This window comes from Achromobacter sp. JD-1, from assembly GCF_038594925.1.
Taxonomy (GTDB): domain Bacteria; phylum Pseudomonadota; class Gammaproteobacteria; order Burkholderiales; family Burkholderiaceae_B; genus Achromobacter; species Achromobacter spanius_C.
Genome location: NZ_JBCGCS010000002.1, coordinates 1 through 23988 on the forward strand (window position 1 = coordinate 1; position 23988 = coordinate 23988).

General features: G+C 63.5%; 18 protein-coding genes. 7 read left to right on the forward strand and 11 right to left on the reverse strand.

Annotated elements, in window-relative coordinates:
- From WBR68_RS03110 to WBR68_RS03120, 3 genes are all read left to right on the forward strand, one after another.
- Positions 1 to 218: hypothetical protein (locus WBR68_RS03110; protein ID WP_230693498.1), on the forward strand; the 218-nt coding region annotated here is incomplete at its 5' end.
- 609 nt (positions 219 to 827) lie between these two features.
- Positions 828 to 2309 carry a ribonuclease G gene (gene rng / locus WBR68_RS03115; protein ID WP_050450136.1) on the forward strand — a complete coding sequence of 494 codons (1482 nt, stop codon included), beginning with the start codon at positions 828 to 830 and terminating at the stop codon, positions 2307 to 2309.
- Positions 2310 to 2496: 187 nt separating this feature from the next.
- Entirely contained in the window at positions 2497 to 3198 is a 702-nt protein-coding gene (locus WBR68_RS03120) for a DUF3053 domain-containing protein (RefSeq protein WP_050450135.1), read from the forward strand.
- Positions 3199 to 3406: 208 nt separating this feature from the next.
- On the opposite strand, the gene WBR68_RS03125 is transcribed toward WBR68_RS03120, so the two are convergent.
- From WBR68_RS03125 to msbA, 3 genes are all read right to left on the reverse strand, one after another.
- The gene (locus WBR68_RS03125; protein WP_050450137.1) at positions 3407 to 3637 is read right to left on the reverse strand and encodes a hypothetical protein; all 231 of its coding nucleotides are present in this window, start codon (positions 3635 to 3637) and stop codon (positions 3407 to 3409) included.
- A 121-nt stretch (positions 3638 to 3758) separates the two neighbouring features.
- Positions 3759 to 5567 carry a monovalent cation:proton antiporter-2 (CPA2) family protein gene (locus WBR68_RS03130; RefSeq protein ID WP_230693499.1) on the reverse strand — a complete coding sequence of 603 codons (1809 nt, stop codon included), beginning with the start codon at positions 5565 to 5567 and terminating at the stop codon, positions 3759 to 3761.
- 66 nt (positions 5568 to 5633) lie between these two features.
- The gene (gene msbA, locus WBR68_RS03135; RefSeq protein ID WP_050450133.1) at positions 5634 to 7409 is read right to left on the reverse strand and encodes a lipid A export permease/ATP-binding protein MsbA; all 1776 of its coding nucleotides are present in this window, start codon (positions 7407 to 7409) and stop codon (positions 5634 to 5636) included.
- A gap of 107 nt (positions 7410 to 7516) precedes the next feature.
- Between msbA and WBR68_RS03140 the strand changes: the two genes are divergently transcribed.
- The 3 genes from WBR68_RS03140 to WBR68_RS03150 are packed head-to-tail and all read left to right on the forward strand — an operon-like array spanning position 7517 to position 9547.
- Positions 7517 to 8488 carry a glycosyltransferase family 9 protein gene (locus WBR68_RS03140; protein ID WP_127183946.1) on the forward strand — a complete coding sequence of 324 codons (972 nt, stop codon included), beginning with the start codon at positions 7517 to 7519 and terminating at the stop codon, positions 8486 to 8488.
- A 16-nt stretch (positions 8489 to 8504) separates the two neighbouring features.
- Positions 8505 to 9269, forward strand: coding sequence for a YdcF family protein (locus tag WBR68_RS03145; protein ID WP_050450131.1), 765 nt, complete (start codon positions 8505 to 8507; stop codon positions 9267 to 9269).
- Complete coding sequence (locus tag WBR68_RS03150; RefSeq protein ID WP_370641177.1) at positions 9266 to 9547, forward strand: YkgJ family cysteine cluster protein; 282 nt, start codon at positions 9266 to 9268, stop codon at positions 9545 to 9547. Before WBR68_RS03145 ends, WBR68_RS03150 begins: the two co-directional genes overlap by 4 nt.
- A gap of 71 nt (positions 9548 to 9618) precedes the next feature.
- On the opposite strand, the gene WBR68_RS03155 is transcribed toward WBR68_RS03150, so the two are convergent.
- From WBR68_RS03155 to dnaE, 7 genes are read right to left on the reverse strand one after another with little or no spacing between them, the layout of a single operon-like run.
- Entirely contained in the window at positions 9619 to 10773 is a 1155-nt protein-coding gene (locus tag WBR68_RS03155; protein WP_230693500.1) for a glycosyltransferase family 4 protein, read from the reverse strand.
- Positions 10748 to 11473 carry a polysaccharide deacetylase family protein gene (locus WBR68_RS03160; protein WP_157055537.1) on the reverse strand — a complete coding sequence of 242 codons (726 nt, stop codon included), beginning with the start codon at positions 11471 to 11473 and terminating at the stop codon, positions 10748 to 10750. The genes WBR68_RS03155 and WBR68_RS03160 overlap by 26 nt, the downstream gene beginning before the upstream one ends.
- 9 nt (positions 11474 to 11482) lie before the next feature.
- Positions 11483 to 12607, reverse strand: coding sequence for a glycosyltransferase (locus WBR68_RS03165; RefSeq protein ID WP_230693501.1), 1125 nt, complete (start codon positions 12605 to 12607; stop codon positions 11483 to 11485).
- Entirely contained in the window at positions 12604 to 13356 is a 753-nt protein-coding gene (locus WBR68_RS03170; RefSeq protein ID WP_230693502.1) for a glycosyltransferase family 2 protein, read from the reverse strand. Before WBR68_RS03170 ends, WBR68_RS03165 begins: the two co-directional genes overlap by 4 nt.
- Positions 13353 to 14201 carry a polysaccharide deacetylase family protein gene (locus WBR68_RS03175; protein ID WP_230693503.1) on the reverse strand — a complete coding sequence of 283 codons (849 nt, stop codon included), beginning with the start codon at positions 14199 to 14201 and terminating at the stop codon, positions 13353 to 13355. The genes WBR68_RS03170 and WBR68_RS03175 overlap by 4 nt, the downstream gene beginning before the upstream one ends.
- Positions 14198 to 15298 carry a glycosyltransferase family 4 protein gene (locus tag WBR68_RS03180; protein WP_127183942.1) on the reverse strand — a complete coding sequence of 367 codons (1101 nt, stop codon included), beginning with the start codon at positions 15296 to 15298 and terminating at the stop codon, positions 14198 to 14200. Before WBR68_RS03180 ends, WBR68_RS03175 begins: the two co-directional genes overlap by 4 nt.
- A complete protein-coding gene (gene dnaE, locus WBR68_RS03185; protein WP_050450123.1) occupies positions 15298 to 18789 on the reverse strand; it encodes a DNA polymerase III subunit alpha in 3492 nt (1163 codons plus the stop codon). Before dnaE ends, WBR68_RS03180 begins: the two co-directional genes overlap by 1 nt.
- A gap of 128 nt (positions 18790 to 18917) precedes the next feature.
- On the opposite strand from dnaE, the gene lpxO reads away from it, so the two are divergent.
- A complete protein-coding gene (gene lpxO / locus WBR68_RS03190) occupies positions 18918 to 19817 on the forward strand; it encodes a lipid A hydroxylase LpxO (protein ID WP_050450122.1) in 900 nt (299 codons plus the stop codon).
- A 54-nt stretch (positions 19818 to 19871) separates the two neighbouring features.
- Here the strand turns inward: lpxO and hrpA are convergent, their stop codons facing one another.
- Complete coding sequence (hrpA, locus tag WBR68_RS03195; RefSeq protein ID WP_230693504.1) at positions 19872 to 23921, reverse strand: ATP-dependent RNA helicase HrpA; 4050 nt, start codon at positions 23919 to 23921, stop codon at positions 19872 to 19874.
- Positions 23922 to 23988: the final 67 nt, after the last annotated feature.

The following is a 23988-nucleotide window of genomic DNA, read 5'->3' on the forward strand; positions in this document are numbered from 1 at the left end:
CGGCTTTCGCCTTGCGTCGCTCGCTGTTTTCAGCAGCAGAGAGGCGAGATTATGAAGAAGTTTTTATCGCTTGTCAAGTCAGCTTCGTTCGCTTTCGCGTCACCGCCTTCTTGCTTGCGACCTCTTCAGATCACCCTCTCTTAGCAGCTATCGAAACATCAGAACACCCATCCGGGTTAACCCTAAGTTTTCGGCAACTGCCAAGCCTGAAACTATAACACGACTTTTGCAGATTATGCAACCGGCTCTTGCCTAATTTGCATCCCATCTTGCAACCCCGCCGCTCGCTTCCGCTTTGCTTTGGCTCTGGAAACCAGAGGTCGGTCATCACTTCAGGTGGCTTGCAATATTGATTAGGGTAAACCCTGAATCGCTATCACCAGCCAAGCCCAAGACTTTAGCACGATTTTTGCAATTTGCGCAACTGGCTTTTGCCTGATTTGCTGCAATACTTGCAATTACCGCTTGGCTGCCAGACATCTATCTACTGGTGGCTTTGCGGCAGGCCGGGTAGGTTTCCTTGCGGATCGCCTGCTGGTTGGCCTGTTGCGCTACTCCTGGCTTCGCGGTTCAAAAACTGCCTGAACTGCGAAGGAGCGAGACTATAGCACAAGTTTTTAGACAGCCCTGCCTGCCTGGCAAGAAAGTTGAGAGAAACCTAAAGAGGCACGATACCGCCACCGCGCTCCGGCCTTCCACTTCGGAACCTATCTATATATATAGCTGGACATATATGGGTAGACCCTGTCGTGCCATCGGACTTGCCTAGCGTTAGGGTACGTTTACTATTCGCCTGTACGCCGCACCTACTTGGAGACGAGCACCCTATGCCCCCAGCCATCGCCCAGAGCGAAGACATCCTGATCAATGTGACCCCATTTGAAACCCGCGTCGCGCTGGTGGAACAGGGATCAGTACAGGAACTGCACGTGGAACGCAGCATCCAGCGGGGCCATGTTGGCAATATCTATCTAGGGCGAGTGGTGCGGGTGCTGCCGGGCATGCAAAGCGCCTTCATTGATATTGGCCTGGAGCGCGCCGCATTCATCCATATTGCGGATCTGCGTGAAAATCGGGGCGAACGCAGCCAGGGACTGACGCCCACGCCGATCGAAAAGCTGCTTTTCGAGGGACAGACCCTAATGGTGCAGGTGGTCAAGGATCCCCTGGGCACCAAGGGCGCGCGACTGTCGACGCAGATCAGCATGGCCGGCCGCATGCTGGTTTATCTGCCGCACGACCCGCACATCGGCATTTCGCAGAAAATCGACGCGGAATCCGAACGGATCCAGTTGCGTGAACGGCTGCAGGCGCTGATGCCGCCTGAAGAAAAAGGCGGCTTCATCGTACGAACCCAGGCTGAAGGCGCCAACGATGAAGAGTTGACTGCAGACCTGGAGTACCTGCGCAAGCTGTGGACCAGCGTCCAGGCGGCTGCGCGCACCCAGCCAGCGCCTGCCCTTCTGCATCAGGATTTGACGCTCGCGCAACGAGTCTTGCGCGACATGGTGGGCCCTCACACCGGGACGATTCTGGTGGATTCGCGTACGACAAGCGCGGCGATGCTGGAATGGGCGCGGACCTACACGCCATCCGTGATGGACCGCATCCAGCATTACAGCGGCGAGCGCCCCCTGTTTGACACGGCTAACGTGGACGACGAGATCGCCCGCGCCTTATCGCGCCGGGTGGACCTGAAATCGGGCGGCTACCTGATCATCGACCAAACCGAAGCCTTGACCACGGTGGACGTGAACACCGGCGGCTTCGTGGGCGGCCGCAATTTCGACGACACCATATTCAAGACCAACCTGGAAGCGGCACAGGCCATTGCGCGACAACTGCGCCTGCGCAACCTGGGCGGCATCGTGATCCTTGACTTCATTGACATGGAAGAGCAGGAACACCGCGACACCGTGCTGGCAGAACTCAAAAAGGCGTTGTCGCGTGACCGCACGCGTATGACGGTCAATGGCTTCACGCAACTGGGTTTGGTGGAAATGACGCGCAAACGCACGCGCGATTCGCTTGCCCACCAACTGTGCGAGCCCTGCCCCATGTGCGAATCACGTGGCAATGTGCGCACGCCGCGCACCGTGTGCTATGAGATTCTGCGCGAAATTCTGCGAGAGGCGCGGCAATTCAATCCGAAGGAATTCCGCATCCTGGCCTCGCAAGACGTGGTGGATTTATTTCTGGAAGAGGAAAGCCAACACCTGGCCATGCTGGGCGATTTTGTGGGCAAGCGCGTGTCGTTGGAAGTCGAAAGCACCTATTCGCAAGAGAAATACGACATCATCCTTGTTTAATACGCGCGCGTTTAACAGATAATCCGCGAACATTCACTTCATTATGCGCGGATTGTGTGTCTTAACGATTCGTTTGAAAACAAGTTTGAAACGAATGGCATTGCAAAAACATAGCCGATAAGCTCGCGGGCGCTTCCAGGGTAAACCCTGTACAAGCGCCTTTTTCATGCTTTCGGAGGTCAATGCAATGAAGTCCCTATTTCGTCCGTTCTTGCTGCTGGTTGCGGCGCTGCCGCTGGTGCTGGCCGCTTGCGGCGACAAGGAACCCGAGCAACGTGCCGCATTCACGCAGTACTTGCAGACCCGCATCGTCGACAAGCCCGGCGTGCGCGTGCCGAAGCTGACGGATGATGAAAAGAAATCCTTTGGCGATTATGCGTCGCACTACGCCGTGATTACCGACTTCAACGCCGGCATGGATGCATCGATCAAGCCCTTGGCGGGTATCGCGCAAAAAGGCACCGTGCGTTCGCTGAACGACATCGTGACGCGCCGCGAGGACCTGAAGACCGCTCAACAGTCGCTGAATGAAATGGGCGCGGCCTTGAAAGAACAACAAGCCAAGGCGGACGCCGCGCACGCGCAGCTCAAGCAGCCCGAAGACCTGAAGGCGGTATACGACAAGGCTTATGAAAAGACCGTGAGCCTGCCCGCCGACACCTTCCGCGACGTGCTACCCGAATTGAATGCCACTTTTGAAAGCGCTCTGAAGATCGGGGACTACGTCGAGGCCAACAAGACGCAGATTGAGATCTCGGGCGCGATCGTTCGGGTGCAAGATCCCGCGGTGCAGGCCGAACTGAATCAACTGCTGCAAGCACTGAATGATCAGGCCAAAAATTTGCAGCAGGCGCAGACGCGCATACAAGCCTTGATGCTGGGCCGATAGGCCATCAGCTCCAACAGCCCCCCATCAGCCCCTGCAAGCCGCGGCGACCTGGTTGCGGCCGGGCTGCTTGGCCCGCCAGATCGCGCGGACGGCGCGCCTTTTGCCGCAGCGCAAGGTTGCGCGCGTGCTCGGGAAGATACCGGGAATTCAAAGCGTAGACGGTCTGTTGGCATGCCGGGCGCGCCGGCTCGGCAAGGCGGGCAGGCAGCTAAGGGGCTGCCGTGGCGCCGATGCGGAAAGGAAAGGCCCGCACCCCGCGGACCTTGTCCGTTTCCCGCTGAGCATTGATTGCCCAGGCAGGCGCCGCGCTGCCAGCCTGAGACAGCAACTGACGCATGACGTCAGCGGAAAAACCACAGCGCAACGCCACAGCCTGGCGTCGGGCAAGCTCAACGCCTACAGCGTGCGGCGTCGTGAAACTCCGGTCGGAATGCAGCATGGCAGCCCCCTGGCAAAAGCCCTTCATGGACGAAGGGTCAGTGCGATCCAATCTACCGCAGTCCGTTGATTCCGCGCGTGAAATGATACGTAAAGTAATGAAAAAATAGAGATATACAGCGTTACACGAGCGGGGTCGGATCGACTGGAGCAGTCTCGCGGTCGGGTTTGTCATTTTTACCGTCGGCCGGGCCCGTCATATTGCCGTACATGAGCGATCGGCCAGCAAACAGCCCACCGGCGACTTCCAGGTCGAAACGCTCGGCGTCGCGCCTGCGCACATCCTCCACCACCTCGTCGGCCTCGTCCGCCGGCACACCAATGGCGCGCAGCGCAGCCCCGCCGAACAACAGGGCGGACTCCAAGGTTTCGCGTATTTGATAATCGACCCCTTCCTTGGCGAGTGCCAGCGAGTGGATCCGGTCATAGGCCCGCACGACCACCCGGACCAGCGGGAATTCAGACTTAATCAGCTTGACCATGTGATTCACGGCCTGGGGGTTGTCGATACAAATCAGGATGGCGCAAGCATGTTCGGCGCCAGCCGTGCGAAGCATGTCGATGCGAGTGCCGTCGCCGTAGTACACCTTCACGCCCCATTTGGCGGCCGCCCGAATGGCGTCGGTATCGGTATCCAGGATGGACACCGTCAAGCCCCGGGCCAGCATCGCCTGACTGACGATCTGGCCAAAACGGCCGAATCCGACGATCAGGGCGCATCCGTCCAGATCTTGGGCGACATCCACCCCATCCATTGATTGCTCGGATTTGGGCAAGAGCCAGCGCAGCGACAGCACGCACAACGGAGTGAGCGCCATGGAAATAATGACGACGGCAGTGAGAACGGCGCCCGTATGCGCGTCGAAAATACCCGCCGTGGCTGCCGCGCCAAAAAGCACAAAGGCAAATTCCCCGCCCTGCGCCAGCAAGGCGGCCCGCGTCACCGCTTCCGCATGCGAGGCTCGCAGCAAGCGCGCCACCGCATACACCCCCACGGATTTCACCAGCATGAACGCCACCACGGCCGCCAGGATCAAGGGCCATTCGCGAATCACTGCCGACAGGTCCAGCGACATGCCCACGCCCAGGAAAAACAGGCCCAGCAATATCCCGCGAAACGGCTCGACTTCGGCTTCCAATTGATGGCGGAAGGTGGACTCGGACAGCAGCACGCCAGCCAGGAACGCCCCCATGGCCATGGACAGGCCGCCCAGTTCCATCAGCAAGGCCGCCCCCAGCACCACCAGCAGCGCGGCGGCGGTCATGACCTCGCGGGCGCGTGCGGCGGCCAGCAGGCGGAACAAGGGATTCAGCAACCAGCGCCCGGCCGCCAGCAACGCCAGGATGCATCCGACAGCAATAGCGGACTGCATCCACGGATTGCCAGGTTCCGCGCCGCTCCCCGCAGGCGCCAGCAAGGCGACCAGGGCAAGCAAGGGCACGATGGCCAGGTCTTCCAGCAGCAGGATGGAGACGATCCGCTGGCCCTGCGCGCTGGTGCTTTCGTCGCGCTCGCCCAGAATCTGCATCACGATGGCCGTGGACGACAGCACGAATCCCATCGCCGCCATGAAAGCCGCGGGTCCCGACAAGCCGGCCAACAGGCCGACGACCGTCAACAAGGCGCCGCACACCACCACCTGCGCCAGACCCAGCCCGAAGATTTCACCCCGCAGCTTCCACAGGCGCGAGGGCTGCATTTCCAGCCCGATGATGAAGAGGAACATGACGACGCCTAGCTCGGCGACGTGGAGGATGGATTTGGGATCGGAAAAGAAGCCGATGCCGAATGGGCCGATCGCCAGGCCCGCCGCCAGATAGCCCAACACCGAGCCCAGGCCCAGGCGCTTGAACAGGGGCACGGCAATAACGGCCGCCCCCAACAAGACGACAACGTTGACGAGTTGATTGCCTTCCATAGGCAGAGCCATAGGGCGTTCCTGGTTACACGGCGGGCCTGGCGCCCTGGATGCGGCAAAAGCCGATAGCGTCCTGGATCAGTCGTCGCGGAACTGCATTTTGTACAAGGAGGCATACAGGCCATTGGCCGCCAGCAGCTCGGAGTGGGGGCCTTGTTCGACGATTTTGCCGGCGTCCAGCACGATGATGCGGTCGGCGTTCTGGACCGTGGACAGGCGGTGGGCGATGACCAGCGTGGTGCGGCCCTTCATCAGGCGTTCCAGCGAGGCCTGCACCTGGCGCTCGGACTCGTTGTCCAGGGCGGAGGTAGCTTCGTCCAGAATCAGGATGGGCGCGTTCTTGATCAGCGCGCGCGCGATCGCCAACCGTTGGCGTTGCCCCCCTGACAGGCGGGCGGCATTCTCGCCCACCGGGGTGTTGATGCCTTGCGGCAAGCCTTCCACGAATTCCAGCAGGTTGGCCGCCGCCAGGGCGTCGCGCACCTTTTGTTCACTGGACTTGCCCAACGCGCCGTAGCCCACGTTGGCCGCGATGGTGTCGTCAAACAGCACGACGTCCTGGCTGACCAGGGACAAATGCGAACGCAGGCTGCGCAGCGTGAGGTCGTTGACTGGCGTGTCGTCCACCAGGATGGTTCCGCTATCGGCCAGCACAAAGCGTGGCAGCATATTGACCAGCGTGGTCTTGCCGCTGCCTGATCGGCCCACCAGGGCGACCGTCTGGCCCGGCTCTACCGTGAAGGAAATGTCGTTGACGGTATCGCGGTCCGCGTCGGGAAAGCGATGTTTGACGTTGCGGAACTCCACCTTGCCGCGCACGGGTTCGGCCAGTTCCTTGGTGCCGGTATCGATTTCAGGCGTCTGGTCGATCAGCGCGAAGACGCTTTCGGCGGACACCAGCATTTTCTGCATGCGGGCGGCCACGTTGGTCAGGCGCTTGATGGGGTCGAAAATCTGCGCCAGCGCGGCCATGAACGAGGCGAAGCTGCCCACGGTCAGCGAGCCATTATTGGCTTGGCTGAGGGCGACGGCAATAACCGCGCCCACCGAAATCGAGATGCAGACCTGGGTCAACGGCGTCAGGGCCGCGTCCGCCGTGGCGGTACGCATGGCGAACCGGCGCAGGCGGCGGCTGACGAAATCGAAGCGACCGCGTTCGACTTCATAGCCGTCGAACAGCTTGATGACGCGCTGGCCGTCGATGCCTTCGCCGACCACGCGGGTCAGTTCGGCGTTCATGTTGACGGTGTCGCGGTTGATGCGGCGCAGGCGCTTGATGAAAAAGCGGGAAATCAGCACCGACACCGGCAGCATGATCAGGATGATCAGCGTCAGCACCCACGACATGTAGAGCAGCACGCAGATCAGGGCGATGACGACCAGGGTTTCGCGCACCAGCACCGTGATGACGTCGGTGGCGTAGCCCGTGACGTTGCCGGCGTCGATGGTGAAGCGGTTGAGCAGGCGGCCGGTGTCACCGCGCTTGAAGTCCTCGTCGGGCAAGCCCAGCAGGCGCTCGAACATGTCGCGGCGCATGCCCAGCAGCACATTGTTGGCCACCCAGGCCAGCAGGTAGTCGCTGAAGAAGTTGCAGATGCCGCGCAGCAGGATCAGGCCGACCACCGCCAACGGCAAGGCCCAGACATAATAGGGTTTGGCCCCCGAAAAGCCACCGTCCAGCAAGGGCTTCATAATGACGGCCAGGACGGGTTGCGTTGCCGCCGCGCCCGCCATCAGCAGGACGGCCAGCAACAAGCCCTTCCAATAGGCGCCCACCCGGCTGTAGATCCGGTTCCAGAGTTCGGACTTGACGGGAGTGGAATCCGCGGGTGTGTTGCGTGCGGCAGAATTCAAAGGGAGCACTCGCTTTTATACAATTGTGCCCAGGATTGTACCGGCTACGCGCCGCCGCGCTGAGTCGCCCTACCCCTAATAAGACTAATTTGCCTCACCCCCCACCCATGTCCGATATCCGCTGTATATACGTCCGGTTACCCAATTGGGTGGGCGATGTTTGCATGAGTCTGCCCAGCCTGCGGGCGTTGGAAGCCAGCGGCCTGCCCCTGGTGATCTGCGCAAGGCCCTGGGCCCGCGACCTGCTGGACGGCGTACCCAAGCACGATTTCATTCCCATGCGCGGCAAGGTCGGCCCGGACCGGGCCGCCGTCAGTGCCCACCGCCGCGGCCTGGGTGCGCTGGGCCGCCGCGCCCGGGGCTTGTTGCTGCCGGACTCGCTGTCCAGCGCGCTGGTTTTCCGGCTGGCGGGCCTGCCCTGCGCCGGTTATCGGGACGACGGCCGCAGCTTCCTGCTGCGCTGGCCCGTGGCCAAACCCGAAGAGACCTTGCACGCCGTGCAGTCCTGGCACCATCTGACCCGCCAGGCCCTGACCCGCTGGGGCCTGCCCAGCGGCCCGGCTCAACCCGGCCCCACGCTCGACCTGCCGTTGACGGCGGCGCACCAGGACGCCGCCGACCAGGCGCTGCGGGCGGCAGGGCTCAGCGCCCAGCGTTTTGTGCTGATCGCCCCCACCGCCACCGGGCTGCACAAGGGCAAGATCAAGGTCTGGCCAGGATTCGATACACTGACTCGCGCCTTGCAGGCCCGTGGCCATACCGTGGTAATGTGCCCCCCTCCGGCCGAAACCGACGAGGCGCGGCGCAATGCACCCACGGCGCAATTGCTGCCCCCCTTGCCGCTGGGCGCGTTTGCCGCACTGACGGCGCGGGCGGCACTGGTGGTGTGCAACGATTCCGGGGTATCCCACGTTGCCGCGGCGGCGTCCGCCCGCGAACTGGCGTTGTTTGGCGTGACCCGGCCGGGCCGGACCGGCCCGTGGTCGCCTCGCGCGGTATGCGTAGGATCCGAGCACGCATGGCCGACCGTCGATGAAGTTGAACAGCAGGCGTTGACCCTGCTGGACGGGACGAAGTAATCAGGACTGTTTTCACATGACCTTTTCCAGCTATCTCGCAAATCTGATCATTCCTTTCAACTTGTGCGTGACTTTGGTCGTTGTCGGCCTGGTACTGGGCCTGTTCAGGTTACGCAAGACGGGCGGCGCCCTCATTGCCGCTGGCCTGCTGTGGGCCTTGGCGTGGTCGCTGCCGGTGACGTCTCTGTGGTTGGGCGGTGCGCTGGAAACCCGCTATCCGCATCTGCCCCCGGCGGACTCGCCCACGGCCGACGCCATCGTGGTGCTGGGCGGCAATACCGCCAACGGGCGCGCCAACTGGTTCCTGCCTTATGACAAAGAGACCGCGGTGGTCCGCATAGACACCGCGGCCCAACTCTATTTGGCTGGACGCGCGCCCAAGGTAGTGCTGTCGGGCGGCGCATTGGAAGGCGATGTGTCGGAGGCCCGTGGCATGGCGCACGCCATCCGTCAGCAGGGGGTGCCCGAAAGCGCGTTGATACTGGAAAACTCCAGCCGCACCACCTATGAAAACGCAGCCTTGACCGAGGACAAGCTCAAGGCACGCGGCATCGGCAAAGTGCTGCTGGTGACGTCCGCGCTGCACATGCCGCGCGCCATGGCCGCCTTTTCCAAGCAGGGGGTGGAAGCGATCGCCGCGCCGGCTCCGCCGCAGATCGTGGTGCCGGCAGACGAATCGTTACCGCTTTGGTTGCCTGACCAGCGTACGTTTGACGCCAGCCGCTCCATCATCAAGGAATACGCTGGCCTGTTCGTGTACTGGCTGCGCGGATGGGTATGAGCCTGACCGCCGTGGCGCTGGATTGCCGGGCGGGTTGCGGCGCCTGCTGCATCGCCCCGTCCATCACCCAGCCTATTCCGGGCATGCCGCAAGGCAAGCCCGCCGGCGTGCCCTGTATTCAACTGCTGCCCGACATGCGCTGCGCCATCTTCGGCCAGCCTTCCCGCCCGGCGTTCTGCGGCGGGCTGCAACCCCAGCCAGAGATGTGCGGCCCAAACCGGGAACATGCAATCCGGTGGCTGGACGAATTAGAGCGCGCGACGGCGCCGGCGCATTGAGGCTGACGCGGCTGGTGGCGCCCTTACCCGCTCAACCACTTCCCCACTCACCCGCTTACCCACTCAACCACTTACCCGCCCTGCCGCGCTTGAAGCACCTTTTCATATAGCGCTTCATAACGGGAAGCCACCGTTTCCCAGCTTTGGTCGCGGGCGATCTCCAGCCCGCGCCGGATCAGCGTGGCCCGCAACTCCGGTTCGGATCCCAGTCGCTCGAGCGCCTGCGCCAGTTGGGCGCCATCGCGCGGGTCTTGCAGGATCAGCGCGTCTTTGCCCGCCGACAGGTATTGCGCAAAGCCGCAGTAGGCGGGCGAACTGACCACCACCGGCAGGCCATGCGACATCGCTTCCAGCGGCGCCATGCCGTAGCTGTCATTCAGCGTGGGATGCGCGTAAATATCCGCCGCGCTGAAATACTGGGCAACATCAGGCGTCGGGTCGACCAGCGTGACGCGGTGCGCCACGCCATCCGCCGTACGGACCCGGTCGCGCGTGGGTTCATCGGCCCCCACAACCAGCAACTTGTAATGGGCGGGCAGTTGCGCCAGGGCGTCCAGCAACGCCGGCAACCCTTTGCGCAACGGGTTGCGAGCCACCAGCAGGCAGCCGATCGTGTCGGCGTTCCAGCCCAGGCGCGCACGGATCGCATTGCGCCTTGTGGCCACGTCGGCTGAAGGCAGCTTGACCCCTGGCGCGATGATATCCACCTGCAACTGCGGGCCATAGCTACGATGCAACTGCTCCATAATCAAGCCCGACACGGCTACGACGCGTCGGGCGGGCGCACGCCGCACTCGCAATTTTTCCAACAGCAGATAGGTTGCCAGGCGCGGACTCAGCCACGCATTGATACGCTGTAGCAGGTTGACCCGCGCGACGCGGTTGTAGCGCACCGGCGTTACGTGCATGACCTGGATTTCACCCGCCCAGCCGTTCATGTGCGAATGCACGATGTCGAAGCGGCCGCGTGTCAGCCGATCGGCGCGCCAGGCGAAATACAGCACGCGCATCCAGCTCGGCAGCCAGGTGGGAAAGCGCACGGGCAGGAAGCGAAACGGCAGGTCGCTGTCGAAGTCCCGCGCAACCACCGACACGTCGTGCCGCTGGCCCAGCACCCGCATCAGCTCCACCCCGTAGGCCTCCGCGCCGCCGAAGCGGTTACCGAAACGGTCCACCAGCAACGCGATGCGGAGCCGCTGCTCAACGGCGCCGGCGGGTGTCTTCATACCGGGTCAGGCACTTCTGCAGGAATCGGATGATATTGGTGGAACGCGCCACCGTCACCCGAGGCAGGCCGAAAGGATCGTCGGACGCAGCTGCCAGGCCGCGCTGCGTCAGCGTGGCGTTGTCATAGCCAGCTTCGCGCGCCATGGCGCGATGCTCGGGGCCGTGATCGCCGTAGGGATAACAAAAAGCAGTCACCGGTGCGCCCAGCGCCTGTTCCAGTTCGTTCTTGGATTCCACGATCTGGCGGCGCGCTTCGTCGAGGGGCATCTCCGGCAAATGGACGTGGTCCAGCGTATGCGAGCCGACTTCGTTGCCAGCCTGCGCCCATTCGCGCATTTCGCCCACCGACATCAAGGCGGAAAACGGAATGCCTTTCTGCAAGTCCCAGACGTTGCCGCCGTCGAACTGGCGCGCCACGAAGTAATTGGTGGCGGTGAATCCCAGTTCGCTCAGCACGGGCATCGCATTGTGATGCACGTTGCGATAGCCGTCGTCGAAAGTCAGGCCGAACACCTTGCCTTGCCGTTCGCCGCGCACATACGGCATGACGTCGCGCATCGACAGGCCCCGATACCCCAGCCGACGCATCCAGCGCATCTGTCGGGCAAAGCTGTCGGGATGTACGGTCAACCCACGAAACGGCGTGCCCTTGGGGTTGGGTTCGCCGATTTGGTGGTACATGAGAATTGGAATAGACATAAGGCGGGATTATAGAGTCCGGCGTCCATCCAGCGTACGCTGGTAGACATCCAGTGTGGCGGCGGCGAAACGCTCCAGATTGAAGTCGCGCAGGCTGGTTTCACGCGCACGCGCGCCCATCTCGCGAACCGCGTCGGGATGGTCCAGCATGAAACGCAGCTTGTCCGTCATGGCGGCCACGTCGCGCACCGGCACGATCCAGCCGTCCACGCCATCCGTCACATTTTCGGGCAGGCCGCCAGCGTTGGTGACCAAGGCCGGCAAGCCCAGCGCCATGATCTCGCGGCAGGCGAACGACAGGGCTTCACGGTACGACAGCACGAAGCCCGCGTGACAGGACGCAAGCGAGGCACGCACATCATCGAGCAGCCCCGGAAAGCGAACCTGATCGATCATGCCCAGTTCGCGCACGCGCGCCAGCTTGGCTTCGGATGGCGGGTCGCCCGCCACCATCAGCAGCACGCGGGTCCTGTCGGCGGGCGGCAGAGCCGCCACCGCCGCAACCAGATCCAGCCAGCCCTTGTCGAAGTCGGTGCCGCCCGCGCTGCCCAGCAGCAGCTTGCCTTGCCAATCCGCGCCGAAGATCAGCGCGCGCAGCTTGTCCAGACTTTCCGGCGGCGGCGGCGCAAAAAAGACGGTGTCGATGCCATGCCGGATGGTGGTGATGGGGCGCTTGCGGTACGGCGAACGCTGCATCAGGCCATGGATGTAATCGCTGACCGCGATGCCGTGGTCGGTCGCCAACGCCACCCGAAGCTTGTGGCCAAAGCTGGAAAGCGGGTGATCGTTGTGCTTGGTGAACACGATGCACGGGCGCCGCGCCATGCCCAGCGTGGCCAGCATCACCTGCTTGTGGTCGGCCGAGCCGTTGGCGTGGATGATGTCGAAACCGCCGGTCTTGATCAGGCGGTTTAATTTGGCGCGGTCCTTGAACCAGGATGACGGGCGCGTGGTGTAGCGCATGTCTACCACCGTCACGCCCGGGATCGTGCGCGCATAGCGGTACAGCCGGCTGGTGGCAGGCGCGGCAACGGTGATGTCGTGGTTGGGCGACAAGGCGCGGGCCAGGTTGATGATGTAGGTAACGTGGCCCCCGCCATTGCCACCGTGGAAGTTCGTATAGAGGATCTTCACTTCTGCTTCTCGGCCAGGAACATCAGCTTGGAATAGCGGAAAAAGCTGCCCGCGGCCGCGGTCACGGCCAACACCAGCCCATGCCTGCCATCGAGAAACCCGCGCCGGATCAGATAGATGCGCACAAAGGTCCAGAACCCATGGCCCAGCGCGCCAAACACCGACGTGCGGCGTCCCTTGGCATACATCATGGCCGCAGCGTCCGAGGAATAGCGGTTGACCTTGTTGATCAGCGCGTCCAGGTTGTCGTAGGGATAGTGATTGAAATAGCCCTGCAATTTCAGCGGCTGGCCTTGGGCGGGCACCACGCGCTCATGCACGGCGGCGTCCGTAAAACGCGCCGTGCCGCGCTTGAACAGGCGCAGCACGTAGTCGGGCCACCAGCCGCTGTGGCGAATATCCTTGCCGCAGAAGTTCGACAGGCGGGCGATCTCGTACGCATCGGCGCGCGGGTTGGCCAAGACGTCCTGGATTTCGTGCGCCAGTTCGGGCGTGACACGCTCGTCGGCGTCGATGGACAACACCCAGTCGCCCGTGGCCAGGTCCAACGCACGATTTTTTTGCGGGCCGAAACCGGGCCAGTCGGCCGTGACCTCGACGCGCGCGCCCAAGGCCTGCGCCAATTCCACGGTGCCGTCGGTACTGCCGGAATCGACCACGATGAATTCATCGGCGAAGGACACGGACTTCAGGCAGGCGGCAATGTTCGCCGCTTCGTTCTTGGTGATGATGATGACCGATAACTTCATGCGCGATTCCTAAGACGCTTTTTCCAGGCTTTCCAGGCGTGGTAGCGGGGCCCCCAAAAGGGGTCGCGCGACAACCAGATACGCCGGTTGAGCCAGCTTCCGCCCTGATTGCGCACGGCGAAACGATAAATGTGTTCGGGGTCCGCGCCGGGCGTGTTCTGGCCAAAGGGGTCGGTCGTGTACAGGTGAGCAAAACCGGCCTGGCGCGCGGCCGCAACGTAGTCAGCGTCGAAGTAGCCCTGCGGCCAGCAAAGATGGTCGCTGACCGACCCCAGGCGCTGCACAAGGACCTGGCGGGAATCGTGCAGTTCCTGTGCGATGCGGGCGCGCTTGGCGTCCACATCGTTGTCGCAGACCTTATCCCAGCGGGTGTGGGTGTGCGTGTGCGAGTGGAATTCAAAGGTGCCCGCGGCCTGCATGGCTTCGATCTCGCTCCAGCGCAGCATGGCTTCGTCGCTGCGGCCCGACGCCACCAACTCCTTGCAGGCGTTGTGGTCGGGCGTGGCCGGCAGCACGCCGCCCTGACCCGCGTGCGGCCGCACCGGGCCATTGCCGATCCAGCCCGTGATGGTGAACAGCACGGCGCGCATGCCATGGCGCGCCAGAACCGGATGCGCGTGTACCCAGTTGTTCAGGTAGCCATCGTCGAAGGTGATCAACACGGAACGCGCGGGCACGGGCTGGCCGGCCAGGTAGCCGGCGAACTCGGCGGCCGTCAGCGATTGGTAGCCCGCGCGCGCCAGCCGCGCAATCTGTGCCTCGAAGACATCGGGAGTCGCCGCGATCATGCCGCCCGCGGGGGTGACATGGTGGTACATCAGCACGGGAACGTTGGGCGCGTTCATGCGGCGCGTTCCGCCAACCACTTCAGATAGATGGCTTCGGTGGTTTCGGCAAGCCGCGCTGGCGAAAACACGGCCTCTTCCCAGACCATCTTGCGGCCGGCCTCACCCATGCGGCGACGCAGCGCCGGGTCGTCGATCAGGCGTTGCAGCGCATCGCTCAGCGCCTGGGGATCCTTGGGCGGCACCAGGATGCCCGTGTCGCCATCGCGGAACATTTCGGATACCCCACCCACGTCGGTGCCCACCACCGGCAAACCGCTGGCCTGAGCTTCGACATACACCGTGCCGGATGCCTCTTGCTGCGTGGCCAGCGCAAACACGTCAAACCCGGCCAGCAGATTGGGCACATCGCGGCGCATGCCCAACAGGTGGATGCGATGCTGCAGGCCCAACTGGGCCACGTATTCCTGCGTTTGCTCGAAAACCGGCGAGCCGCCGCCCACAAACACCAGATGCACTTTGGGACGGCTTGCCATCAGCGGCACCATCGCGTCGATCAGGTCCTTGTGGCCCTTGGTGGCGCGCATGACGGCCACACAGCCCACGACGACATCATCATCGGCCAGGCCGAGTTCGTCACGCAGCGTCGACCGCTCGACCGGCGCCGGCAAGACGATAGGCGAGTAGACCGTGGCCACTTTGTCGGCGGGCACGCCCCGCTGGATCAGGTGCTTGCGCACGTGGTCGCTGACGGCGGTGACGCGGTGCGGCAGCCAGGTGTAGGACCACATCGAACCGACCTTGTTCGACAAATGCCGGGTACGCACGATCAGCGGCGTGCCGGCCAGCCGGCCGCTCATGCCCGCGATGACCGTGTCGCGCCGACTGTGCGTGTTGAGCACGTCAAAGCGCCCGTCCCGCAAAATTCGGCGGACGGCGGCCACGCCCTTGAAATAATTCACCGGCCCGTCCATGTCGACCTTGTGCACCGTGAAGCCGGCATCCGCCAGGCGTTCGAACAACATGGCACGCGATTGGCAGATGGCTTCAACATGGTGGCCGCGCGCACGCATGGCCGCCATTTCCTTGAAGATCCGCCCCTCTTGGCCGCCGAAACTGGTGGCCGCTTCGGAATGGACGATGCGCAGGCTTCTCATCAATAGGTCACCTCAACCCCATCGGGTTTGGTCCAGGCATTCAGGTTCTCAAGCAGCGTGTCGGCCATGCGTACGCGCCACTCTTCGCCCAAGCGCACTGTGCAATTGAAATTGTTCTTGGTGTAGACGATATCCACCGGCACACCCGGGATGCCGTTCTCGGGTTCGGCCCGGAACGGGTTCAGCATCTGGCGCAAGCGGGCGGCATCGGCCGAGCCATTGAGCTTGACGCGCAGCGACTTGGCGCGCGCTTCGCGGGCCAGTTGCAGGTCGTACAGTTGCTCGGCCACGATACGCATGCCGCCGGAGTAGTCGTCGTTGCTGACCTTGCCCTGCACGATGACCAGTTGATCTTCGCGCAAGCGGTTGCGGTGCTTTTCGTAGAGCTCGTTGAACACCGAGATCTCGACCTGCGCGGTGCCGTCATCCAGCACGGCAAACACCATCTTGCCGCGCCGCGTCATCATGACACGCACACTGGCCAGCACACCGCACATCCACTGAAGATCGCGCTGCGGTTCCACGCGCGCCAGTTGCATGGGCACGATGCGGCGCACTTCGTCGCGCCAGGCGTCAAACAAGTGGCCGCTGTAGTAGTAGCCCAGTGCGGACTTTTCTTCGGTCAGCTTCTTGTGCAGGTCCCACGGCGCCACCTTGGCCAGTTCGCCCGCGACCACGTCACCGCTGTCGTCGCCGAACAATGACGCCTGATTGGCGCTGCGAGCCGCCTGTTCCGCCGCTTCCATCGCGGTGGGCACCGACGCCAGCATCGCGGCGCGGTTGGGTTCGATGGTGTCGAACGCGCCGGCCTTGATCAGCGCTTCGATGGTGCGGCGGTTGACCGCCTGCTTGCCCACGCGGCGGCAGAAATCGAACAGATTCAGAAACGGGCCGCCTTCCTTGCGGGCGCGCAGGATGTCTTCGACCGCCCCCTGCCCCGTGCCCTTGACGGCGCCCAGGCCATAGCGCATGGTGCGCGGCGGCTTGCCTTTTTCGGTGTACTTGTCCTTGACGGGTTCGAAGCGGTAGCCCGAAAAATTGACATCAGGCGGCAGCACTTCGACGCCGTTGTCCTGGGCGTCGCGGCAGAAAATCTGCACCTTGTCCGTGTCGTCCATGTCGGACGACATGGTGGCGGCCAGGAATTCGGTGGGGTGATAGGCCTTGAGCCAGGCGGTCTGGTACGAAATCAGCGCGTAGGCGGCCGAGTGCGACTTGTTGAAGCCGTAGCCCGCGAACTTTTCCATCAGGTCGAACAGCTTGACCGCCAGGTCCGGGTCGTGGCCCTTTTCCTTGGCGCCCTGTTCGAACAGTTCGCGGTGCTTGGCCATTTCCTCGGGCTTTTTCTTGCCCATGGCGCGGCGCAGCAGGTCAGCGCCGCCCAGCGAATAGCCCCCGATGATCTGCGAGATCAGCATCACCTGTTCTTGGTAGACGATGACCCCGTAGGTGCTCTTCAGCGTGCTTTCCAGGTCGTTGTGGAAATAGTCCACCGCGGCGCGGCCGTGCTTGCGGTTGACGAAGTCGTCCACCATGCCTGATTCCAGCGGCCCCGGACGATACAGGGCCAGCATGGCGATGATGTCTTCGAACGTGTTCGGCCGCAGCTTCTTCAGCAGCTCTTTCATGCCGCGCGATTCCAGCTGGAACACGGCGGTGGTGTTGGCGTCGCACAAGATCTTGTAGGCGGCCGGGTCGTCCAGCTCAAGCGCCATGACGTCGAAGTCGCGCTTGTCCTCGTTGAACTGGCGCACGTAGCGCACGGCCCAGTCCAGGATGGTCAGGTTGCGCAGGCCCAGGAAGTCGAACTTGACCAGGCCGGCGGCTTCGACGTCGTCCTTGTCGAACTGCGACACCGCGCTGTTTTCCTGGCCCGGCTGGCAATACAGCGGGCAGAAGTCGGTGAGCTTGCCGGGCGCGATCAGCACGCCGCCCGCGTGCATGCCGATGTTGCGGGTCAGGCCTTCCAGCGGTTTGGCCAGGTCGACCAGCGCGCGCACTTCCTCTTCCTGTTCGTAGCGGTCCTTGAAGGCGGGTTCGTCCTTCAGGGTGCGTTCCAGCGTCCACGGGTCCATCGGGTTGAACGGGATCAGCTTGGACAGGCCGTCGCAGAACATATAAGGCATGTCCAGCACGCGGCCGGCGTCGCGCACCACGGCCTTGGCGCCCAGCGTGCCGAAGGTGGCGATCTGGCTCACGGCGGCGCGGCCGTACTTTTCCTTGACGTAATCGATGACCCGTTCGCGGTTGTCCTGGCAGAAGTCGATATCGAAGTCGGGCATGGAGACCCGTTCCGGGTTCAGGAACCGCTCGAACAGCAAGTCATAGCGAATGGGGTCCAGGTCGGTAATGCCCAGCGCGTAGGCCACCAGCGAACCCGCGCCCGAGCCTCGGCCCGGGCCAACGGGCACGCCGTTGTTCTTGCCCCAGTTGATGAAGTCTTGAACGATCAGGAAGTAGCCCGGAAAGCCCATCTGGATGATGGTCTTGCATTCCCAGCGCAGGCGCTCGTAGTATTGCTCGCGCTTGGATTCGCGTTCGGCCTCGTCCGGAAACAGGAACGCCATGCGCTTTTCCAGACCCTCTTCCGACAACTGGACCAGGTAGTCGTCCAGCGTCACGCCGTCGGGCGTGGGGAAGTTGGGCAGGCGCGGCTTGCCCAGCACCAGGCTCAGGTTGCAGCGCTTGGCGATTTCAACCGTGTTGGCCAGCGCCGAGGGCACGTCGGCGAAGCGGCGCGCCATTTCCTCGGAACTCAGCAGGTACTGCTCTTTGGTGAAGCGGCGCACGCGGCGCGGGTTGGCCAGGATTTCGCCTTCGGCAATGCAGACGCGGGCCTCGTGCGCCTGGAATTCGTATTCGTCCAGAAACTGCACGGGGTGCGTGGCCACCACCGGCAAGCCGGCTTCGCCCGCCAGCCGCATGGCGGCCTGGGTATAAGCTTCGTCGCCATCCATGCCGGCGCGCTGCAATTCAATGTAGTAGCTGCCCGGAAACAGATGCGCCCATTGGCGCGCCAAGGCTAGCGCCGACACCGCGTTGCCAGCGTCCAAAGCCTGGCCCACGTCGCCCATGCGACCGCCCGACAGCGCAATCAGGCCTTGCTGGCCTTGCAGCCATTCGCGGCGGATTTCAGCGCGGCCCTTGCCCTGGTTCGTCAGGAAGGCCTTGGACAGCAGTTCGCACAGGTTCAGGTAGCCTTGATGGTTGCGCACCAGCAACAGCAGCCGGAACGGCTTGGCCGGGTCGTCATCATTGCTCAACCAGACGTCACAGCCAGCAATCGGCTTGACCCCTGCGTTGCGCGCGCCTTTATAGAATTTGATCAGACCGAAAAGGTTGGACAGGTCGGTCAGCGCCACGGCGGGCTGGCCCAGCTTGGCCACGCGCTTGATCAGGTCGGGAATGCGCACAATACCGTCCACCACCGAGAACTCGGAGTGGACACGCAGATGCACAAAGGGGGGCGGGTTTGTTACGGCTTCGGACATAGCGGGAATTGTACCCAGGGATCACGGTCCAAGCCCCTGCATCCAAGATTTCCGAAGCGGGGCATTGCGCCCGTTGTGTAACAATACAAGGTCGATCTGACCCATCTGTCGCAGGACCACGTTTACGTATGAAATGGTTAATACCCGGGATATGGCTGGCCGCCATCCTGTTTGCGCACTTCCGAGGCCGAGTCAAACTGCCGCTAGGCCGGCAACTGCTGGACCACTCGGTATTGCTGGCCCCCATCAACGCCTTCATGGTGTTGGCCTCGCGGGTGCCCTCCACGCCCTACCTGACGACCAGCGAAATCGCCGAACTCAAGGTGCTGGACGACAACTGGGAGACGATCCGCGAAGAAGCGGTGCAAATGGCGGAAATGCAGCGGATCAGAGCCGCCGACGCTCACAACGACATTGGTTTCAATTCTTTCTTCAAGTACGGCTGGAAGCGGTTCTACCTGAAGTGGTATGACGCCCGCCACCCCTCCGCCGAAGAACTCTGCCCCAAGACGGTCGCCATTCTGAAGACGCTGCCCAAGGTCAAGGCCGCGATGTTTGCCGAACTGCCTCCGGGCGGCCAGTTGAATCCGCACCGGGACCCGTTTGCCGGATCACTGCGCTACCATCTTGGCCTGGTGACGCCCAACGATGACCGCTGCCACATCATCGTCGATGGCGAATCCTATAGCTGGCGCGATGGCGAAAGCGTGGTGTTCGACGAAACCTACGTGCACGAAGCCTATAACCACTCGGAGCAGAACCGCATCATCCTGTTCTGCGACGTTGAACGTCCGCTGAAATGGCGCTGGGCCGAAGCGTTCAACCGCTGGTTCGGGCGCGTGGTGATGTCGGCGGCCAGCTCGCCCAACGACGGCGGCGACCAAACCGGCGCCATCAACCGGCTGACGCACGCGCACTGGGTCATCGACCAGAAGCGCAAGGCCTTCAAGACCTGGAACCGCACGGTCTACAAGGCGACCAAGTTCGCCCTGATTGCGCTGGTAATCGTGGGCTTTCTCGCCCTGTAGACCGGTCTCATCACGGCTCGGACGGCGCGCACCGTCCAAGCCGTGAAACCTGCATCAGCGCTTGATCGATTCCCAGCTTTTCATCAGCCGCTTCACCGAAACCGGCATCGACGTGCGCAGTTCTTGCGCAAACAACGCCACTCTCAGTTCTTCCAGCAGCCACCGGAATTCGTCCAGGCGCGGGTCCGGTGCGCCCTTCAATGCCGATCTGGCGCGCTGGTACTGCGTCAGCAGCGGCGCCATCTCGGCCACCAGCTTGGCATCGCGCGCCGGGTCGGCGCGCAGTTTGTCGATGCGGGCAATGGCCGCCTTCAGATAGCGCGGGTAATGGGACAACTGCGCATAAGGCGTGTCGCGGATGAACCACTTGGGCATCAGGGCGCTTAGCTGCTGTTGCAGGTCGGCATAGGCCGAGGCATGCGGCTTGGCTTGCGGCAGCTTGCGTTGCACCGCCGCGTACTCGGTCAGCACCGCGCCGGCCAGCCGCGCCACTTCCTGCGCCAACAGCCCCAGCCGCCCCTTGCCTTCCGCGCGGCGGGCATCGAACTGCTGCTCGTTCACCGGCCATGGCTCGGCCAGGCACGCCTGCCCCAGCGCGCAGTCGATGATCTGGTCGCGCAGTTCTTCCTGCGTGCCCAGCGTCATGTACAGCATGCTGATCTTGGTCAGGTCCGTCAGGTTCTTTTCCAGGAACTTGACCTGCTCGCGCAACCCCAGGCGAAACAGCTTCAACAGGCCGGCCCGATGATGCTTGCGCGCTTCGTCCGGGTCGTCGAACACGTCCAGGTCGCAATGCGCGCCACGGTCCACCAAGGCCGGATAGCCGATGACCGACTGGCCGCGCCGCTTGATCTCCATGATTTCGGGCAAGGGGCCGAACGACCACGTCGTCAGGTTTTCGTGCGCCAGCGCCTGAGCCACCTGCGTATCGCTGGCGGCCAGTTGCTGGAAGGTGGCCTGCGCCTGCTTGCCGAATTCGGCCCGCAACTGCGCCAGGTTGCGTCCGGCCGCCAACATGCGGCCGTGCTCGTCCACCACGCGAAAGTTCATGAACAAGTGCGCGGGCAGGGTTTCAAGCTTGAAGTCGCCCACGGCGGGGCGCACCTGCACCTGGTCCCACATATCGGCGATGATCGCGTCAACCAGGCCTTGTTGCGGATCGGCCTGCCGTTCAAACCAGCGCTCATAGAAACCGGCCGCGTAGTCAGGCAGCGGCACGCAATGGCGGCGCAGCTTTTGCGGCAGCGACTTCAGCAGCAGGTGGACCTTTTCCTTCAGCATGCCGGGCACCAGCCACTCGCAGCGGTCCGGGTCGATCTGGTTCAGCGCAAACAGCGGCACCGACAGGGTCACGCCGTCGCGCGGGGAACCGGGCTCGAAGTGGTAGTCCAGCGCCATCGTCACGCCCTGCCATTCCACCTTTTTGGGGAAGACATCAGTGGTGACGCCAGCGGCTTCGTGCCGCATCAGCTCGTCGCGCGTCAGCATCAGCTTGGCGGCCGCGGCCTTGTCCAGACCGGACACCCACTTTTCCAGCGAGGTCGTCTGCGATATATCGGCCGGAAGCTGGCGGTCGTAGAAGGCGAAGATCAGCTCGTCGTCCACCAGGATGTCCGGGCGGCGCGTCTGGTGTTCCAGCTTTTCAATACCGGCGATCAGCTTGCGGTTGTGCGCCACAAACGGCAGGCGCGTGTCGATCTCGCCCGGCACCAGCGCCTGGCGGATGAAGAGTTCGCGCGCCTGCGTCGGGTTGACGCGGCCGTAATGGATGCGCCGCCCGGTGTAGATGGTCAGCCCATACAGCGTGGCGCGCTCGTTGGCCACCACCTGCCCGGCCTTCTTTTCCCAACGCGGGTCCGACCAGTTCTTGCGGATCAGGTGCGCGCCCACCTTTTCCAGCCACACGGGATCAATGCGCGCCACGCAGCGGGCATACAGGCGCGTGGTGTCGACCAGTTCGGCCGCCATGATCCAGCGCCCGGCTTTCTTGACCAGGCGCGAGCCAGGATGGATATGGAAACGGATTTCGCGCGCGCCCTGGTAGTGGCCACCTTCATCGCTTTTGAAACCGATATTGCCCAACAAGCCCGACAGCAGCGCCAGGTGCAGTTGCTCGTAGGTGGCTTCCGCCTGGTTGACACGCCAGCCCTGCTCGCCCACCAACGCCGCCAGTTGCGTGTGCACGTCGTGCCATTCGCGCAGCCGGATGGGCGACAGGAAATTCTGCCGCAAGAGGTTCACCAGCTTGCGCTGCGACGCTTTGTGCTGAACCTGTTCGCCATACCAGCGCCACAGTTTCAGGAAGGAAATGAATTCCGATTTGTCGTCGGCAAACTTGGCGTGCGCGGCTTCGGCGGCTTCGCGCTCTTGCATGGGCCGGTCGCGCGCGTCCTGCACCGACAGGGCCGACGCAATGATCAGCATCTCGGCCAGGCATTGATGTTCGCGCGCGGCCAGGATCATGCGGCCGATGCGCGGGTCCACCGGCAGCTTGGCCAGTTCGTGGCCCGTTTCGGTCAGCACGAACGATGCGCCAGTGCGCGAAGCTTCGGCCTCGTCCTCGGAGGCGGACGCGAGTTCAATCGCGCCCAGCTCTTGCAGCAGGTGATAACCGTCGGCCACCGCGCGGCCCGGCGGGGCCTCGACGAAGGGGAACTGCTCGATGTCGTCCAGCTTCAGCGACTTCATCCGCAGGATGACGGACGCCAGCGACGAACGCAGCACTTCGGGGTCGGTGAACGCCGCGCGGTTATTGAAATCCAGTTCGTCATAGAGCCGGATGCACACGCCCGGGCCCACGCGGCCGCAACGGCCCGCGCGCTGATTGGCCGACGCACGGCTGATCGGCTCGATGCGCAACTGCTCGACCTTGTTGCGCCATGAATAGCGCTTGATGCGCGCCAACCCGCTATCGACCACGAAGCGGATGCCGGGCACCGTCAACGAGGTCTCGGCCACGTTGGTGGCCAGCACGATGCGCCGCGCATTGGTGCGCGGGTGGAAGATCTGTTCCTGCTCGGCCTGCGACAGGCGCGCGTACAGCGGCAGCACTTCGGTGCCGGCCGGGTGTCGCTTGCGCAAGGCTTCGGCGGACTCGCGGATTTCGCGTTCACCGGGCAGGAACACCAGCACGTCGCCGGGGCCATGGCGGGCGCACTCATCCACGGCGTCGACGATGGCGTCGATCAGGTCGCGCTCTTCGTCGCCCGACATGCGTTCGCGGTCTCGGCCCGGCTTGGCGGCGGGCGCGGCGGCGTCCTCGGCCAGTTCTTCGCGCACGGGGCGGTAGCGCACCTCCACCGGGTACAGGCGGCCCGACACCTCGATGACGGGCGCGGGTTTGTCTTCCGATGCCGCGAAGTGCTTGGCGAAGCGGTCCGCGTCGATGGTGGCCGACGTGATGATCAGTTTCAGGTCCGGGCGGCGCGGCAGCAGTTGCTTCAGGTAGCCCAGCAGGAAATCGATGTTCAGGCTGCGCTCGTGCGCCTCGTCGATGATGATGGTGTCGTAGCGGCGCAGGAGCGGGTCGCGCTGCGACTCGGCCAGCAGAATGCCGTCGGTCATCAGCTTGATGGACGCGTTGGGGCCGGTGCGGTCGTTAAAGCGCACCTGATAACCCACCACTTCGCCCATCGGCGTGTTCAGTTCTTCGGCGATGCGCTTGGCCACCGACGTGGCGGCCAGGCGGCGCGGCTGGGTGTGGCCGATCATCTTCTGGCGGCCACGGCCCAGTTCCAGGCAGATCTTGGGCAACTGCGTGGTCTTGCCCGAGCCCGTTTCGCCGCTGACGATCACCACCTGATGGCCGGCGATGGCGCGCGCGATCTCCTGCCGCCGCGCACTGACGGGCAGGTCTTCGGGATAAGCCACGACGGGGATCGGGCGCTCGGGGCGCGCAGGGCGCTCGGGTCGATCTGCACGCGGCGGGCGCTCGGCGCGCTCGGGGCGATCAGCATCGCCCCGCTCCGGGCGGCCAGGGCGTTCAGCGGACGCCGGCCGCGCGGGCCGGTGGGGCGCGCGGGTGGCCTCGGCCGAGGCGGCCGACGCGTCGTTGGCCCCCGGGGAAGCCGCTTTGGGCGCCCGCGGGCGGGATGATTCAGGCATGTACGATAGTCCGGTTAGCCGGGCATTATAAATTTCTATGGCTTCCCTGCCTGAAGGTCCCCGCATA

Bases quoted from the DNA above. Each gene is read 5' to 3' on its own strand.
- rng (WP_050450136.1), top strand. From the start codon at position 828: ATGCCCCCAGCCATCGCCCAGAGCGAAGACATCCTGATCAATGTGACC.
- WBR68_RS03120 (WP_050450135.1), top strand. From the start codon at position 2,497: ATGAAGTCCCTATTTCGTCCGTTCTTGCTGCTGGTTGCGGCGCTGCCG.
- WBR68_RS03125 (WP_050450137.1), bottom strand. From the start codon at position 3,637: ATGCTGCATTCCGACCGGAGTTTCACGACGCCGCACGCTGTAGGCGTT.
- WBR68_RS03130 (WP_230693499.1), bottom strand. From the start codon at position 5,567: ATGGCTCTGCCTATGGAAGGCAATCAACTCGTCAACGTTGTCGTCTTG.
- WBR68_RS03140 (WP_127183946.1), top strand. From the start codon at position 7,517: ATGTCCGATATCCGCTGTATATACGTCCGGTTACCCAATTGGGTGGGC.
- WBR68_RS03145 (WP_050450131.1), top strand. From the start codon at position 8,505: ATGACCTTTTCCAGCTATCTCGCAAATCTGATCATTCCTTTCAACTTG.
- WBR68_RS03150 (WP_370641177.1), top strand. From the start codon at position 9,266: ATGAGCCTGACCGCCGTGGCGCTGGATTGCCGGGCGGGTTGCGGCGCC.
- WBR68_RS03155 (WP_230693500.1), bottom strand. From the start codon at position 10,773: ATGAAGACACCCGCCGGCGCCGTTGAGCAGCGGCTCCGCATCGCGTTG.
- WBR68_RS03160 (WP_157055537.1), bottom strand. From the start codon at position 11,473: ATGTCTATTCCAATTCTCATGTACCACCAAATCGGCGAACCCAACCCC.
- WBR68_RS03170 (WP_230693502.1), bottom strand. From the start codon at position 13,356: ATGAAGTTATCGGTCATCATCATCACCAAGAACGAAGCGGCGAACATT.
- WBR68_RS03175 (WP_230693503.1), bottom strand. From the start codon at position 14,201: ATGAACGCGCCCAACGTTCCCGTGCTGATGTACCACCATGTCACCCCC.
- WBR68_RS03180 (WP_127183942.1), bottom strand. From the start codon at position 15,298: ATGAGAAGCCTGCGCATCGTCCATTCCGAAGCGGCCACCAGTTTCGGC.
- dnaE (WP_050450123.1), bottom strand. From the start codon at position 18,789: ATGTCCGAAGCCGTAACAAACCCGCCCCCCTTTGTGCATCTGCGTGTC.
- lpxO (WP_050450122.1), top strand. From the start codon at position 18,918: ATGAAATGGTTAATACCCGGGATATGGCTGGCCGCCATCCTGTTTGCG.
- hrpA (WP_230693504.1), bottom strand. From the start codon at position 23,921: ATGCCTGAATCATCCCGCCCGCGGGCGCCCAAAGCGGCTTCCCCGGGG.